Raw genomic sequence first — 15,867 nt, 5'->3', positions numbered from 1 at the left:
CCACGGTCGTGGTGGAGCGTCCCAAGCGCTGCGCTCAGCACAGTGGGCGCAGCGCCTGATGGGTGACCGGGTCAGCCGACGATCTGGGGGGTGTAGTAGGTGTTGAGGAAGCTGCTTTCGCTGATGCTCAAACCGTCGATGACGATCTTCGCTGGGACGGGCCATTCCTGGGCGCGCATGGCCTCGGTGTTCATGAAGGCCGTGACCAGGGAGAGGGGGCCGATGGCTCCCGAGACAGCAAGACCAAGGGTGGGGAAGTTATTGACGCTGGCCCTGTACCCGTAGTACAGCAGGCTCATGACGCCCATGCCCGTGAGGACCCAGGGCAGGAGCCATGTCCCCGCGGCCATTGCCGCCGCGGTCCCGATGGTGTCGAGGACCGCTGCGATCAGCGCGCCGATGAGGGTCCCGGTCGCGATGACGGTGAAGATCAGCACAGTCACATTGATCGGTGTGGCGTATTTCAGCCAGCCGGCGTGAGCCAGACCGAACGCGACCACAGCGTTCACGAGGCCGATGTAGCCGACGTACTTGGGCGTGTCCGGGCCCATGACGTCCGACCACATGGCCATGACCCAGGAGATGAGCCCGCCGAGACTGGCGGAGACCCACATACAGACCTCGACCGCCTTGGCCCTGGCGGCGCGGTCGGAGTTGGTGACGTCGGGGATGCCGCCGCTGGGGAAGGGCTCCTCGCCCGCATGGGCGATCTTGTAGACGATGGTGGTGGGGACGGCCCCCAGGAGGGCGATGAGGGCGGCGAAGGTCAGCGGTTCCTCGCTCGGCTTTCCCCCGCCCGCCTTGACGGCCCACTCCCAGAGGCTCTTGAGAACCTGAGGGACGTTCAGCGGCTTGGTCAGGACGCCGTAGATCCAGGCGAGGGCGGCGGCCACCAGATCGGCGATGCCGTCGATGAGGGTCTTGCCGACGTCGATGGAGACGTCGATCGCGGCCTTGACCAATTCGAGGACGTCACCGATGGACGTGATGCCGGAGGGGTTCTTGAACAGGTTCTCGCCAACGTTGAGGAGCTTGTCGACGAGCCCTTGCCCGTCCTTCTTCAGCTGGGCCAGGTTCTTCTGCAAGTCCTCCCAGGCCTTGTTGAGTTCGGCGGAGACGGTGATGTCCGGCGGCTTGTCCGGTGGTCCAGCGGCCTTCACTTTGTCGGTCAGCCAGCCGGTCTGAGGGTCCGAGGACTGTTGCTTGAGCTGCTTGACCTGGTCGTTGCCGGTCTCGTTCCCGATGGAGGTGGAGCCGTAGGCCTTGATCGCCTGGTCGAGCTTCGCCTTGATGGCATCGCGCTCCTGGGTCAGCCACGTGTCGATTTTCTTCTTCTGCGTGGCCACTTCGCCGACCGCCTTGGGGAAGAACAGGCGCAGCACTTCTTCGAACGCCTGCTTGGTGCGCCAGATGGCTCCGAAGTCCAGCACGGACTTCACCCAGTTCACGACGTCCTGGACGTCCTTGACGAGTTTCTTCGCCATGCCGGCGATGGCGTGCCCGGCGTCGTACAGCCCCTTGATGACGAGTTGGCCACCCTTGAGAGCCTCCTTGCCGAGCCACTTCAGGCCCTCGGCGAGGATCTGGCCGCCCTTGCGGACCCAGTTGTCGACCGTGGCCACGCCCTGCTTGATGCCGTTCCAGACGTCACCGGCCAGGTCCGACCACCAGCCGCCCAGTTCCATCGCCCCGTCGTCGGGCTCCTTGGTCCCTCCGGACGGGTTCCCGAACTGCTTGATGTCCTTGCCCAGGCCGACGCCCGCGGCGTTCCGCATGTTCGCGTACGCGTCCTTACGGTCCTGCTCGCTCGCTTGGGAGGAGAGGTTCTGCAGGGCGTCGGCACTGAATGTGGGCAACGCCCCCCGGCCATCGGCCTCTCGGATGCTGCCGTTGCCCAGCAGGTAGTCCAGCACCTTTCTGCCAGGCCGCACCGTCTGGCTGACGCCGTCCGCACAGGCGGTGAGTTCGGAGCCGGTCACGCTGTCCGCACGGATGCTCAGCACCACGCGACCGCAGGCATCGGTCTCCAGTTCCAGGCCACCGCCGGTGATCGTGACCAGCGTCGGCAGCGCCTTCTTGCCGTCCTGCCAGAACGCGTCGCAGTCCGGCGACTCGGACTTCGCCGTGAACGTCACTTTCTTTCCCGCCACAGGGCCGCCATCGGCGTTGCGCGCCAGCACCTCGACGCGATGCACCGTCGACTCGTACAACTGTGCCGTGTCCTTCGGTGGCAGCACATCGAGCTTGCGCCACAACCGGGTGCGCCCGTCCTTCATCTGCAGCCGCAGGTGCCCACCGCCGCTGTCCCAGGTGAACATCGCCGTCTCGTCCGAGCGGTCGCTGGTGACCGCCACGCCCTCGACTCCTCCGTCGATGGGAACGGGAGACTTCCAGTTCGGGTCGCCGCCGTCCCTCCACGGGACCTTCCGGTCCTGCCGTATCACCCACACCTGCCCCCGCTCACTCGTGGCGTAGATGTCGAGGAAGTACTGATCCCGCTCGACCCCGAGGCGGGTGACCACCGACTTGAACTTGTCCTGCCTCCTTTCTTCCTTTGTCTTTCCGAGCACCGGGTAGACGAGGCCACCGCCCAGGTGATGCACGCGACTGTCGCCGAGATTCCTGGCATCTACGCAAACGTTCGAGAACGTGCCGTCCGTATGGAGAACCAGGAAGTACGCCTGGTTCCCCTCCACGTTCCCGACCCCCTCGACGACCTGAAGGACATTCCTCACCGTGTCCACCCGGTTCATCGGAAACTCATTGTTACCGCTCCTGCTGACCACCACCCCTGTCGCTTCCTCACCGTCGGCATGGGACCCGACGTAGGCCCAGTACCTCTTCTCGGAATTCTCGTACACCTCTACATACGCCAGGCGGGCGGACAAGTCGTGGTGTACCGGAGTGGTGAACAGCTCGTCGAGGAACGAGCTGTACCAATTAGGGCTGTCCTCCATGACCTTGGCATGGACGAAGGGCCTCCCGCTTCCCTTCATGTACGAGACGCGAAGTCCCTCGACGCCGAAGTCGTCACCCGTCTTGCTGGGCGGTCCCCAGCGCCCCTCGTGGTCCATGGTCGAGACGAAGAGGTTCCCAGAGTAGAGATCTCTGCCTTCGAGCATGTAGCAGCGGGATTTGCTCGTACCGGGGTCGTAAGCGGCCAGCACTTCCTGCGGATGCCGGTCCGGGAACGGCTCACTGACGTCCCAGCCGTGCGCGGCCTTGTCGTCGCGCGCGATGCGGAGAAGTTTCGATTGCGATCCTCCGACCGCGTTGACCACGAACGCTTCCAGGTTCTTTCCGTTCTCCCACTTCTTCGCGAGGTGATCCCACCTGCGTCCCTTGGAAGGGTGACGATAGGGAGCGACCGGGCTCCTGCTCGACGCATCCACAGGAATTCCCGCGGCGGACATCACCTCGTGCATCAATACGTCCGACACGGCGAGCGACCCGACCTTTTGGGGGTCGGCGGTGGTGTTACGCGTTCCGACATGGTTTTCCACGAAGACGGTCATGCGTACACTTCCTCAGCAGAATCCCCCGGTGAAAGGAACAGTGCGGGTCGGCTCACGACCGCGAAGTCCGCAACACGGAACGCGCCCCACCCACCCGACGCACCCCCACAATCCACCGTCACCCCCCGTCGAAACGGGTTCATTTCGGGCTACTCCAAACGGGTGGTGACTGGTCGGCTCCGCCCCGCGAGGCCCTCCAGAGCGGCCCGGTCCAGCCCCGTGAGCCGGTCCACCTCCTCCGCGTCCACGGCGCCGCAGTCCAGCCCGCGCAGCAGGTGGCCGCTGAGCGCACGGGCCGTGGCGGGCTCGTCCAGCACCGCGCCGCCGTGCTTGCCGACGTACGCCGTGAGGCGGGCGGCGGCCGCTTCCAGGCCCTCGCGGTAGAAGGCGTAGACGGCGGCGTAGCGGGTGGGCAGGTGGGCCGGGTGCATGTCCCAGCCCTGGTAGTAGGCGCGGGCCAGGGAGCGGCGTACGAGCCGGTGGTGCAGGCGCCATGCCGCGTGGACCTGCTCCGTCGTGCCGACGGGGAGCACGTTGGTCGAGCCGTCGGAGAGCCGTACGCCGGTGCCGGCGGCGGCGGTCTGCATGACGGCCTTGGCGTGGTCGGCCGCCGGGTGGTCGGGCGCCTGGTGGGCGGCGGCGACCGAGCACGCGGCGCTGTAGTCGAAGGTGCCGTAGTGCAGGGAGGTGACGCGGCCCTGTCCGGCGTCGATCAGCCGGGCGACCGTGGCCCGTCCGTCGGGGCCGAGGATCGCCTGGGTGGTCTCGATCTGCACCTCGAACCCGATGCGGCCGGCCGCCAGGCCCCGTGCCTTCTCGAACTCCTCGGCCAGCCGCACCATGGCGGTCACCTGCTCGGGGTAGGTGACCTTGGGCAGCGTCAGCACGAGGGCGGCGGGCAGCCCGCCCGCCTCCATGAGGCCGGTGAGGAAGATGTCGAGGGTGCGTATCCCCCGGTCGCGGACGGCCGCTTCCATGCACTTCATGCGGATGCCCATGTACGGGGCCGCCGTGCCCTGCTCGCAGGCGCGGGCCACCAGGGCGGCGGCGCGGGCCGCCGCCGCGTCCTCCTCGGCGTCCGGGCGCGGTCCGTAGCCGTCCTCGAAGTCGATGCGCAGGTCCTCCACCGGTTCGCGCTCCAGCTTGGCCCGCACCCGCTCGTACACCGGTTCCGCGAGCTCGCCGGGAAGGCCGAGGACGGCGGCGAACGCGGCCGCGTCGGGGGCGTGTTCGGCGAGGGCGGCCAGGGCCTGGTCGCCCCAGGAGCGGAGGGTGCCGGCGTCGAAGGCGTCGGCGGGGACGTAGACGGTGTGCACGGGCTGGCGGGTGCCGGGGTCGCCGGGGTAGCGGCGGGCGAGCTCGGCGTCGACGTCCGTGAGCAGGGCGCCGACGCCCTCGCGCACGGCGGGTGTGAAGGTCGTCGCGACGCGCTGCTGCCCCATGCCACTCCTCCGCGTTTCCGCTGAACGGAATAGACCATCCGCAGCGCGAAGTTAGCGAGGGGACGACGGAGGGGTCAACACCCCGGCCGCGTCAGAAGAAGTCCTTGGCGACGCCCTCGGCCGCGCGGTGCTCGGCGGTGGCCGGGTCGAGCTCGCTCAGCGCCAGCAGATCGGTGTCGTCGCGCAGGTGCTTCTCCCACTCCGCGGCCAGCTTCTCCTGCTGGTCGCGGGACAGCTGCCGGACGTCCTCCCGGCTGGCGGGGCTCAGGGCGTGGAGAAACCGCGCCACGGTGTCGGGCTGGTCACTGGGCATGGGGGCTTCCTCGTCGTCCGTGCGGCGCCGTGCGCAGATTCCGGTGGTCCACCGGTATCTCTTCCAGCGACCGGCTCGGCCGGACACCCCCGCACCGGCCAAGGTCACCCGGACGGACGCGGCAGACGTGCGGCGCGGCGGGAGCCCCATGACACCAGACCGCCCCCGGCCGGTGGCCGGGGGCGGTAGGGACGACGGGCGTACCGGTGGGGATCAGCCCTTGCGGGCGGTGATCTCCTCGGTCAGCTGCGGGACGACCTGGAAGAGGTCGCCGACGACGCCGTAGTCGACGAGGTCGAAGATCGGGGCCTCGGCGTCCTTGTTGATGGCGACGATGGTCTTCGAGGTCTGCATGCCGGCGCGGTGCTGGATGGCGCCGGAGATGCCGGCCGCGATGTAGAGCTGCGGCGAGACGGACTTGCCGGTCTGACCGACCTGGTTGGTGTGCGGGTACCAGCCGGCGTCGACGGCGGCGCGGGAGGCGCCGACGGCCGCGCCGAGGGAGTCGGCCAGGGCCTCGATGACGGGGAAGTTCTCGGCGCCGTTGACGCCGCGGCCGCCGGAGACCACGATCGCGGCCTCGGTCAGCTCGGGGCGGCCGGTGGACTCGCGCGGGGTGCGGGAGACGACCTTGGTGCCGGTGGACTTCTCGCCGAAGGAGACGGCCAGCTGCTCGACCGTGCCGGCGGCCGGGGCGGCCTCCGGGGCGGCGGAGTTGGGCTTGACGGTGATGACCGGGGTGCCCTTGGTGACGCGGGACTTGGTGGAGTACGAGGCCGCGAAGACGGACTGCGTGGCCACCGGGCCCTCGTCGCCGGCCTCGAGGTCGACGGCGTCGGTGATGATGCCGGAGCCGATGCGGACCGCGAGGCGGGCCGCGATCTCCTTGCCCTCCGTGGAGGAGGGGACCAGCACGGCGGCCGGGGAGACGGCGTTGTACGCGGCCTCGAGCGCGTCCACCTTCGGTACGACGAGGTAGTCGGCGAACTCGGCGGCGTCGGCGGTGAGGACCTTGACCGCACCGTACTCGGCGAGCGTCGCGGCGGCGGTGTCCGCGCCGGCGCCCAGGTGCACGGCGACGGGCTCGCCGATGCGGCGGGCGAGGGTCAGCAGCTCGAGGGTGGGCTTGCGGACGGCACCGTCCACGTGGTCGACATAGACGAGGACTTCAGCCATGGATCTGCACTCCTGCGGGAATTGCGAGGGCGGTTGAGGGATCGGGTGTCAGGAGCTCAGATGAACTTCTGGCCCGCGAGGAACTCGGCGAGCTGCTTGCCGCCCTCGCCCTCGTCCTTGACGATCGTGCCGGCCGTGCGGGCCGGGCGCTCCGTGGCCTCGTCGACCGTGGTCCAGGCGCCCTCGAGGCCGACCTCGTCGGCCTCGATGCCGAGGTCGGAGAGGTCCAGGGACTCCACCGGCTTCTTCTTGGCGGCCATGATGCCCTTGAAGGACGGGTAGCGGGCCTCGCCGGACTGGTCGGTGACGGACACGACGGCCGGGAGGGCGGCCTGCAGCTGCTCGCTGGCGGCGTCGCCGTCGCGGCGGCCGGTCACGGTGCCGTCCTCGACCTTGACCTCGGAGAGCAGGGTCACCTGCGGGACGCCCAGGCGCTCGGCGAGCATCGCCGGGACGACGCCCATGCCGCCGTCGGTGGAGGCCATGCCGGAGATGACGAGGTCGTAGCCGACGTGCTCGAGGGCCTTGGCCAGCACCAGCGAGGTGCCCAGCGCGTCGGTGCCGTGCAGGTCGTCGTCCTCGACGTGGACGGCCTTGTCGGCACCCATGGACAGCGCCTTGCGCAGGGCGTCCTTGGCGTCCTCGGGGCCGACGGTCAGGACGGTGATCTCCGCCTCGTCGTCGTTCGCCTCCTTGATCTGCAGCGCCTGCTCGACCGCGTACTCGTCGAGCTCCGAGAGCAGACCGTCCACGTCGTCACGGTCGACGGTCAGGTCCTCGGCGAAGTGCCGGTCGCCGGTGGCGTCGGGCACGTACTTCACAGTGACAACGATCCTCAAGCTCACGCCGGCTCTCCTACTGCATCGTCTCTATCAAAGCTGCCTTGTCAGGCAGCATAGGCGCCTTGGGGGCGGACCCCGGTCGGGGTGCGGGCCCCGCTCCGACCGGAATGTTACTCGTCAGTACATCGAGGGTGTGCGCCGAACGCAAGGCCGCTCGACTGTGATCTGCCCAACGCGGCGGAGGGGGATGTATCAGTCCCGCAATCCGTTGAAGCGGCCCTGGTGATAGAGGAGCGGGCGGCCGTCGCCGGACGGGTCGCCGGCCACCGCCTCGGCCAGCACCAGGCGGTGGTCGCCGGCGGGCACCCGGGCCACCACGCGGCAGACCATCCAGGCCAGGACGCCCTCGAGCACCGGCACCCCGTGGGGGCCGGTGTACCAGCGGGTGGGGGCGGCGAAGCGGTCGGCGCCGCTGCGCGCGAAGGTGGCGGCCAGCTCCCGCTGGTGCTCGCCGAGTATGTGCACGCCGACATGGCCGGCCGAGGCCAGGACGGGCCAGCTGGAGGAGCCGGTGCCGACGCCGAAGGAGACGAGCGGCGGCTCGGCCGCCACCGAGGTCAGGGACGTGGCGGTGAACCCGGCCGGGCGGTCGCCCTGCGCCGTGATCACGGCGACGCCGGCCGCGTGCCTGCGGAAGACCGAGCGCAGCAGCTCGGGGGTGGCGGAGCGGTGCGTGCCGAGGTCGGGCGAGGCCGTCATCAAGGGGTCCTTCTGCCGGGAGGTCGGGGCTGCCGGGGGATCAGGCCGGGAGCGGTACGGTGCGGGTGCTCACGCACGCGGACAGCGCGCGCTCGCGGTCCGCGGGAGATCCACGTACGCGCGTCCATGGAGAAGGAGCCCGGGCCACATAGCGTCACACTGACGATTCAGGGGGCGCGACGTCAAGGGACGCCTGCGATCTGGGAGGTGGATCACGGCCCGTCAGACCGCCGCGCCCAGCGCCGCGATGACGTCCGCCTTGCGCGGCTGGCCGGCGGCGCGGCGCACGACGCGGCCCGTGGCGTCGAGGACGAGCGTGGTGGGGGTGGCGCCGATGCCCAGGGCGCGGACGAGCCCGAGGTGCGCCTCCGCGTCGATCTCGACGTGGGCGACGCCCTCGACCATCGCGGCGACGTCCGCGAGGACCCGCCGGGTCGCCGCGCAGGGCCGGCAGAAGGCGCTGGAGAACTGGACGAGGGTGGCCCGCCGCCCGAGCTCCGCACCGATCTCGGCGGCGCCCAGCCGCGGGGCGGCCCGGCCGGCGCCCTCCCCCTCGTCGTACCGCACGGGCACGCGCGTCCTCCTTCTTCCGTGTGTGGCTCTCTTCCTCGAGCACCGCCCGAACCGGGAAAATTTCGCGACGTGACGAGGATCTCCCGGCCCGTGGGGCCCTTGCGCTGGCCCGCGGGCCGGGCATTCAGGCACGATCTGCCGGAAGCCGACACCCTACGGCCGCGTAGCTTGAGAACCGAACCCTTCACCATTTCCGTGGGAGCACCCTCCCCAGGCCCGGAAGGAACCCCCCGATATGGCAGAGCTCGTCTACCCCCCGGTGATCGGAGCCGCCCGCACCATGTTCAAGGCGCTCGATCTGCGCTTCGACATCCAGGGCACCGAGCACATTCCGCAGCGCGGCGGGGCGGTGCTGGTGAGCAACCACATCGGGTACCTCGACTTCGTCTTCTGCGGTCTGGCGGCCCGGCCCGCCAAGCGGCTGGTGCGCTTCATGGCGAAGGAGTCGGTGTTCCGGCACAAGGTGTCCGGGCCGCTCATGCGGGCGATGAAGCACATTCCCGTCGACCGCGCGGCGGGCATGGAGGCCTACCGGCACGCGCTGACCGCCCTGCGCTCGGGTGAGATCATCGGCGTCTTCCCGGAGGCGACGATCTCCACGTCCTTCACGCTCAAGAACTTCAAGTCCGGCGCGGCGCGGCTGGCGCAGGAGGCCGGGGTGCCGCTGGTGCCGATGGCGCTGTGGGGCACCCAGCGGCTGTGGACCAAGGGCCACAAGCGCAATCTGAGGCGCGAGCACATCCCGGTGGCCATACGGGTCGGCGAGCCGGTGTCCGCCGAGACGGGCGAGTCCGCCGACACCGTCACCGAGCGCGTGCGCTCCCGCGTCCAGGGCCTGCTGGAGTCCGCCCAGCGGGCCTATCCGGTACGTGCCGAGGGCCCGGGCGACAGCTGGTGGATCCCCGCCCACCTCGGCGGCACGGCCCCGACCCCGGCCCAGGCCGCGGCCACGGACCGGCGCTAGTACGCAGAACGCGGATGAGCCCCCGGCCGCTCGATGAGCGGCCGGGGGCTCTGGCGTCTCCACGGTCGTACGTCGCCGGGGGGAGGGCTGCTACTGCTTGGCCATCTCCTCGGCGATGGCCGCGGTGAAGGCGTCCACATCGGCCTCGGTGGTGTCGAAGGCGCACATCCAGCGCACGTCGCCGGCCGCCTCGTCCCAGAAGTAGAAGCGGTAGCGCTTCTGCAGGCGCTCGCTCACGTCGTGCGGCAGCCGGGCGAAGACGGCGTTGGACTGCACCGGGTGCAGCACCTCGACGCCTTCCACGCCCCGTACGCCCTCGGCCAGCCGCGCCGCCATGGCGTTGGCGTGCGAGGCGCTGCGCAGCCACAGGTCGCCCGAGAGCAGGGCCTCGAACTGGACGGAGACGAAGCGCATCTTCGAGGCGAGCTGCATCGACATCTTGCGCAGGTGCTTCATCGCCCGCACCGCGTCCGGGTTGAGGACGACGACGCACTCGCCGAAGAGCAGGCCGTTCTTGGTGCCGCCGAAGGAGAGCAGGTCCACGCCGGCGTCCGTGGTGAAGGCCCGCAGCGGCACGCCGAGGGTGGCCGCCGCGTTGGCGATGCGGGAGCCGTCGAGGTGGACCTTCATGCCGCGCTCGTGGGCGTGGTCGCAGATCTCCCGGATCTCCTCGGGCGTGTAGCACGTGCCCAGCTCGGTGGTCTGGGTGATCGAGACGATCTGCGGCTGGGCCCGGTGCTCGTCGTCCCAGCCGAAGGCCTCGCGGTCGATGAGCTGCGGGGTGAGCTTGCCGTGCTCGGTGGGCACGGTCAGCAGCTTCAGGCCGCCCACGCGCTCGGGAGCGCCGCACTCGTCGACGTTGATGTGCGCGCTGGCGGCGCAGATCACCGCGCCCCAGCGCTCGGTGGCGGCCTGGAGGGCGACGACGTTGGCGCCCGTGCCGTTGAAGACCGGGAAGGCCTCGGCCGTGGGCCCGAAGTGGGCCCGCATCACGTCCTGGAGGTGGGCGGTGTAGTCGTCCTCGCCGTAGGCGACCTGGTGGCCGCCGTTGGCGAGGGCGAGCGCCGCGAGGATCTCGGGGTGCGCGCCGGCGTAGTTGTCGCTGGCGAAGCCGCGCACCGCGGGGTCGTGGCGGCGTATCGCGTCGGTGGTCGGCACGGTGGTGCCGGGGTTCTCGGTCAGACGTGCGGGGTGAGCCACTGACGGGTTCCGTTCACTTCCTGGGCGGGCTTGTCCCAGAGGCCGGTGATGGCCTGGGCGAGGTCCTTGACGTCGGTGAAGCCCGCGAACTTGGCGGTGGGTCGTTCGGCCCGCATGGCGTCGTGCACCAGCGCCTTGACCACCACGATGGCGGCCGCGGCGGGCGGCTCCTGGTCGCCGCCGGCCTTGCGGAAGGAGTCCGCGAGGGCGAGCGTCCACGCCTCGGCGGCGGCCTTGGAGGCGGAGTAGGCGGCGTTGCCCGCGGTGGGCTTGCTCGCGCCGGCGGCGCTGACGAGCACGTAGCGGCCGTTGCCGCTGCGGGCCAGGGGGGCCTCGAAAGCCAGCGAGGTGTGCTGGACGGTGCGGATGAGGAGCTTCTCCAGCAGGTCCCAGTCCGCGAGGTCGGTCTCGGCGAAGGTCGCCGAGCCGCGCCAGCCGCCCACCAGGTGGATCAGGCCGTCGATGCGGCCGAATTCCTTCTCGGTGCGGTCGGCCCAGGCGCGGGCGGCGTCGAGGTCGAGCAGGTCCACGGTGTCGCCGGTGACGGTGGCGCCGCCGTGGGCGTAGCGGGCGGCGTCGACGGCCTCGGCGAGGCGGGCCGCGTCCGCGTCGGCGGCGACGACGGTCGCCCCGGCCTCCGCCAGGCGCAGCAGGGTCGCCCGGCCCGCCGGGCCGGCCGCTCCCGCCACCGCCACGACGGCACCCTCCAGCGGGCCGTTGCCGTTGGTCGGAGTGCTCATGCTCGTCGCCTCCTCCTGTTGCCCGGTCTCGTTCTCGCTCACGCTGCCACCTGCGCCATGTCCGCAGCCGTGATCCCCTTGGTCGAGGCGATCACGCCACGCAGCTTCTTGGCAAGGGCCTCGTAGAACATGCTGAGCGGGAACTCGTCCGGAAGCACGTCGTCCACCAGCTTGCGCGGCGGAAGGGAGAGGTCGAGGGCCTCGGGGCCCTTGGCCCACACGGATCCGGGGTGCGGGGCGAGGTAGGTCGAGACGAGTTCGTAGGCGGCGAACCAGTGGACCAGCTTGGGGCGGTCGATACCGTCGCGGTAGAGCTTCTCGATCTCGCCGCACAGCTGGTTGGTGACCTGCGGAGCACGCTCCCAGTCGATGTGCAGAGTGTTGTCCGTCCAGCGTACGACGTCGTGCTTGTGGAGGTAGGCGAAGAGCAGCTGGCCGCCCAGGCCGTCGTAGTTGCGGACGCGCTCGCCGGTGATCGGGAAGCGGAACATCCGGTCGAAGAGCACGGCGAACTGCACGTCACGGGCCTGGGCGTAGCCGTCGGCCTCCAGCTTCACGGCCTCCTTGAAGGCCGTGAGGTCACAGCGCAGCTCCTCCAGGCCGTACATCCAGAACGGCTGCCGCTGCTTGATCATGAAGGGGTCGAACGGCAGGTCGCCGTGGCTGTGGGTGCGGTCGTGGACCATGTCCCACAGGACGAACGCCTGCTGGCAGCGGTCCTGGTCGCCGATCATCTCGGCGATGTCGGCCGGCAGCTCAAGACGGAGCGTCTCGACGGCGGACTCGGTGATGCGGCGGAAGCGGGCCGCCTCGCGGTCGCAGAAGATGCCGCCCCAGGTGAAGCGCTCGGGGGCCTCGCGGACGGCGATGGTCTCGGGGAAGAGGACCGCGGAGTTGGTGTCGTAGCCCGCGGTGAAGTCCTCGAAGGTGATGCCGAGGAAGAGCGGGTTGTCGTAGCGGGTGCGCTCCAGCTCGGAGAGCCACTCGGGCCAGACCATGCGCAGGACGACGGCCTCGAAGTTGCGGTCGGGGTTGCCGTTCTGGGTGTACATGGGGAAGACGACCAGGTGCTGGCGGCCGTCCTCGCGGTGGGCGGCGGGCTGGAAGGCCAGCAGCGAGTCGAGGAAGTCCGGCACGCCGAAGCCGGCGTCGGCCCAGCGGCGCAGGTCCCTCACCAGCGCCGCGTGGTACTCCGCGTCGTGCGGTACGAGCGGCGACAGCTGCTCGACCGCGGCTATGACCGTCTCGACCTGGGCGCGGACCGTCGCGCCCGGTGGTGCGCCCTCGGTCTCGAGGTCGATGGAGCCGTCGGCGGACTGCCACGGCCGGATCGTCTCCACCGCTGCCTTGAGCTCGGCCCAGGCCGGGTGCTCCACGACGCGATCAACAGACAAAATGTCGGATTTTGCCGCTGCCGACGTAAGAATTTCCGTCACGACTGCCCCTCCTCGGGAGAACCTGGCGTTAAGACACCGTATCCATGCGGAGTTCTTCACCTCAAGGGTTTGAGCCATAAATTATCCTGTCGAGCCCCCGCCGAACGGCTTTTTTTCCTGTTGGCCTGGGCCGTTCAGGGGACTGCCACCGCTCAACCCTCACTCGTGGCGCCACAGGCCCTCCCGTCGCACCGGCTGTTTCCGGCCATCCCCGCGGCCCTTCCGCCGGGCCGTACGCAGGCGGTCCCTCGCATCGTCCCGCCCGCGGCGCGTTCACGCACCCGCAACAACCATCCGCCATTCGGACGGTTCATGGCCTTGACCTGGACAGATCACAGCGCGCGCTGCCAGTCTCACGCCATGCCCGTCGCCACCAGGCCCAGACGTCCGGCCGCAGCCCTCGCCCTCCTCCTCGCCGCGGCCGCGGGCTGCGCCCCGCAGGAGGACACCGACACCGCGAAGCCCCCCGGCTCCCCCGCCGCGCAGGCGGCCGCCTGCGCCAAGGGACGGCTGGCGACCCGTACCGCCGGGAAGCTCACCGTGGGCACGGACAAGCCCGCCTACGCCCCCTGGTTCTCGGGCGACCCCGCGAACGGCAAGGGCTTCGAGTCGGCCGTCGCCTACGCCGTCGCCGACAAGCTCGGCTACGGCCGGTCCGAGGTGGTCTGGCAGACCGTGCCCTTCAACACCTCCGTCGCGCCCGGGGCGAAGAAGTTCGACTTCGACATCAACCAGGTCTCCATCAGCGACGAGCGCCGCCGGGCCGTGGACTTCTCCTCCGGCTACTACGACGTACGCCAGGCCGTCATCGCGCTGAAGACCTCGGACGCGGCCAAGGCCACCACCGTCGCCGGCCTGCGGCACGCCAGGCTCGGCGCCCAGGTGGGCACCACCAGCCTGGACATCGTCGACGACGTCATCAAGCCCGACCGCAGGCCCGCCGTCTTCCAGAAGAACGACTACGCCAAGACCGCGCTCAAGAACGGCCAGGTCGACGCGATCGTCGTCGACCTGCCCACCGCCTTCTTCATCACCTCCGCGGAGGTCCCCGAGGCCAAGATCGTCGGCCAGTTCGACCCGAAGGACGCCCAGCGCGCCGCAGGCGGACGGCAGGAGCGGTTCGGGCTCGTCCTCGACAAGGGCAGCCCCCTCACCGGCTGCGTCAGCAACGCCGTCGACGCGCTGCGCGAGGAGGGCACGCTCGCCCGGCTGGAGAAGCGGTGGCTGGCCGAGAGCGTCGGCGCGCCGGTGCTCTCATGACGGCCGGAGAGACGGTGCCCCAGCCACACGGGACAAAGGGGCCGCGGAAGGCACAGGACGCACCGCCCGCACCGGCGGCCGAGGACGGGTACGTGCCGTCCGCGCGCCGCCTGGAGCGGGAGCGGTTCAAGCGGGCACGGGCCCGCCGGGCCACGGCCGTCGCGGCCGTCAGCACCCTGGTCACCGGCGTCGTGCTCTTCCTCGTCATCGTCAACTCCCCCGGCTGGCCGCGCACCCGCGAGACGTTCTTCAGCGTTCATTACGCGCGCGAGGCCCTGCCGGAGATCCTCGACGGGCTCTGGCTCAACTTCCGGCTGCTCCTCGTCTGCGGGGCGGCCGTGCTCGTCCTCGGCATGCTGATCGCCGTCGCCCGCACCCTGCGCGGCCCGGTGTTCTTCCCGCTGCGCGCCCTGGCCACCGCCTACACCGACTTCTTCCGCGGGCTGCCGCTCATCATCTGCCTGCTCATGGTCGTCTTCGGCATCCCGGCGCTGCGGCTGCAGGGCGTGACCACCGATCCGGTGCTGCTGGGCGGCACGGCTCTGGTGCTGACGTACTCCGCCTATGTGGCCGAGGTGTTCCGCGCCGGCATCGAGTCCGTCCACCCCAGCCAGCGCGCCGCCGCCCGGTCGCTGGGGCTCGGCAGCGGGCAGACGCTGCGCTTCGTGGTCCTGCCGCAGGCCGTGCGGCGCGTCGTGCCGCCGCTGCTCAACGACCTGGTCTCGCTCCAGAAGGACACGGGCCTGGTGTCCATCGCGGGCGCGGTCGACGCCGTGTACGCGGCGCAGATCACGGCGAGCAAGAGCTTCAACTACACCCCCTACGTCGTCGCCGGGCTGATCTTCGTGGCGCTCACCATCCCCATGACCCGGTTCACCGACTCCGTCACCGCCCGGATGGACCGCCGCCGGGCCCAGGGAGGGATCGTATGAGCGAGCGTCCGGACGAGCCGGTGCTGCGGCTGGAGGCCGTGCGCAAGACCTTCGGCCGGACGGTGGTGCTGCGGGACGTGGACCTGGAGGTCGCCCCGCACACCGTCACCGCGCTGATCGGCGCGTCGGGTTCGGGGAAGTCGACGCTGCTGCGGTGCGCGAACCTGCTGGAGGAGATCGACGACGGTGCGATCTTCCTCGACGGCGAGGAGATCACCGATCCGCGCGTGGACCCCGACACCGTGCGCCGGCGCATCGGCGTCGTCTTCCAGGCGTACAACCTCTTCCCGCACATGACGGTGCTGGAGAACATCACCCTCGCACCGCGCCGGGTCCACGGCGTGCCGCGCGCGGAGGCGGAGGAGCGGGCGGGCGAGCTGCTGGCGCGGCTGGGCCTGGGCGGCAAGGCCGGCGAGTACCCGGACCGGCTCAGCGGCGGCCAGCAGCAACGGGTGGCGATCGTCCGCGCGCTGGCGGCCCGCCCCCGGCTGCTGCTGCTCGACGAGATCACCGCGGCCCTCGACCCGGAGCTGGTCGGCGAGGTGCTGGGCGTCGTGCGCGACCTGAAGGACGAGGGCATGACCATGGTCCTGGCCACGCACGAGATGGGCTTCGCCCGGGACGTCGCCGACCAGGTGTGCTTCCTGGACGGCGGGGTGGTGCTGGAACGGGGCACCCCGGGCGAGGTCTTCGGCGAGCCGCGGCAGGAGCGGACGCGGCGCTTCCTGCGACGGCTCGTGGAGGCGGGACGGCTGTAGCGGCCGTCCGCCGCCTC

General features: G+C 70.5%; 14 protein-coding genes. 4 read left to right on the top strand and 10 right to left on the bottom strand.

The window, feature by feature from the left end; translation table 11 throughout:
* Positions 1–71: 71 nt before the first annotated feature.
* From ABZ956_RS07385 to ABZ956_RS07355, 7 genes are all read right to left on the bottom strand, one after another.
* Positions 72–3,515, bottom strand: a complete 3,444-nt coding sequence (locus tag ABZ956_RS07385; RefSeq protein ID WP_361888317.1) for a hypothetical protein — start codon at positions 3,513–3,515, stop codon at positions 72–74.
* Positions 3,516–3,664: 149 nt separating this feature from the next.
* Entirely contained in the window at positions 3,665–4,957 is a 1,293-nt protein-coding gene (locus tag ABZ956_RS07380) for an aldolase (protein WP_361888314.1), read from the bottom strand.
* 91 nt (positions 4,958–5,048) lie between these two features.
* The gene (locus tag ABZ956_RS07375) at positions 5,049–5,270 is read right to left on the bottom strand and encodes a hypothetical protein (RefSeq protein WP_361888311.1); all 222 of its coding nucleotides are present in this window, start codon (positions 5,268–5,270) and stop codon (positions 5,049–5,051) included.
* Between the two features lie 213 nt (positions 5,271–5,483).
* A complete protein-coding gene (locus ABZ956_RS07370; RefSeq protein ID WP_361888309.1) occupies positions 5,484–6,446 on the bottom strand; it encodes an electron transfer flavoprotein subunit alpha/FixB family protein in 963 nt (320 codons plus the stop codon).
* Positions 6,447–6,502: 56 nt separating this feature from the next.
* Complete coding sequence (locus tag ABZ956_RS07365; RefSeq protein WP_361888306.1) at positions 6,503–7,291, bottom strand: electron transfer flavoprotein subunit beta/FixA family protein; 789 nt, start codon at positions 7,289–7,291, stop codon at positions 6,503–6,505.
* Between the two features lie 189 nt (positions 7,292–7,480).
* The gene (locus ABZ956_RS07360; RefSeq protein ID WP_361888303.1) at positions 7,481–7,987 is read right to left on the bottom strand and encodes a flavin reductase family protein; all 507 of its coding nucleotides are present in this window, start codon (positions 7,985–7,987) and stop codon (positions 7,481–7,483) included.
* A gap of 222 nt (positions 7,988–8,209) precedes the next feature.
* Complete coding sequence (locus ABZ956_RS07355) at positions 8,210–8,560, bottom strand: thioredoxin family protein (protein WP_361888300.1); 351 nt, start codon at positions 8,558–8,560, stop codon at positions 8,210–8,212.
* A gap of 235 nt (positions 8,561–8,795) precedes the next feature.
* Here ABZ956_RS07355 and ABZ956_RS07350 point away from each other — a divergent pair, with 235 nt between their 5' ends.
* Positions 8,796–9,524, top strand: a complete 729-nt coding sequence (locus ABZ956_RS07350) for a lysophospholipid acyltransferase family protein (RefSeq protein WP_361888297.1) — start codon at positions 8,796–8,798, stop codon at positions 9,522–9,524.
* Positions 9,525–9,614: 90 nt separating this feature from the next.
* Here the strand turns inward: ABZ956_RS07350 and ABZ956_RS07345 are convergent, their stop codons facing one another.
* Genes ABZ956_RS07345 through ABZ956_RS07335 form a run of 3 tightly spaced genes read right to left on the bottom strand, consistent with a single transcriptional unit; the run spans position 9,615 to position 12,900 of the window.
* On the bottom strand, positions 9,615–10,682 hold the full coding sequence (locus tag ABZ956_RS07345) for a low specificity L-threonine aldolase (RefSeq protein ID WP_361889382.1): 1,068 nt from the start codon (positions 10,680–10,682) through the stop codon (positions 9,615–9,617).
* A gap of 20 nt (positions 10,683–10,702) precedes the next feature.
* Positions 10,703–11,464, bottom strand: a complete 762-nt coding sequence (locus ABZ956_RS07340; RefSeq protein WP_361889379.1) for an SDR family NAD(P)-dependent oxidoreductase — start codon at positions 11,462–11,464, stop codon at positions 10,703–10,705.
* A 38-nt stretch (positions 11,465–11,502) separates the two neighbouring features.
* A complete protein-coding gene (locus ABZ956_RS07335; protein WP_361888294.1) occupies positions 11,503–12,900 on the bottom strand; it encodes a DUF6421 family protein in 1,398 nt (465 codons plus the stop codon).
* A gap of 360 nt (positions 12,901–13,260) precedes the next feature.
* Here ABZ956_RS07335 and ABZ956_RS07330 point away from each other — a divergent pair, with 360 nt between their 5' ends.
* Genes ABZ956_RS07330 through ABZ956_RS07320 form a run of 3 tightly spaced genes read left to right on the top strand, consistent with a single transcriptional unit; the run spans position 13,261 to position 15,850 of the window.
* On the top strand, positions 13,261–14,160 hold the full coding sequence (locus ABZ956_RS07330; RefSeq protein ID WP_361888291.1) for an ABC transporter substrate-binding protein: 900 nt from the start codon (positions 13,261–13,263) through the stop codon (positions 14,158–14,160).
* Entirely contained in the window at positions 14,157–15,092 is a 936-nt protein-coding gene (locus tag ABZ956_RS07325) for an amino acid ABC transporter permease (RefSeq protein WP_361888288.1), read from the top strand. Before ABZ956_RS07330 ends, ABZ956_RS07325 begins: the two co-directional genes overlap by 4 nt.
* Entirely contained in the window at positions 15,089–15,850 is a 762-nt protein-coding gene (locus ABZ956_RS07320; RefSeq protein WP_361888285.1) for an amino acid ABC transporter ATP-binding protein, read from the top strand. The genes ABZ956_RS07325 and ABZ956_RS07320 overlap by 4 nt, the downstream gene beginning before the upstream one ends.
* The last annotated feature ends 17 nt before the right edge of the window (positions 15,851–15,867 follow it).

The organism is Streptomyces sp. NPDC046261, from assembly GCF_040646235.1.
Taxonomy (GTDB): Bacteria; Actinomycetota; Actinomycetes; order Streptomycetales; family Streptomycetaceae; genus Streptomyces.
Note: the sequence above shows the minus strand (reverse complement) of the source record. Positions and strands in the feature narration are given on the sequence as shown.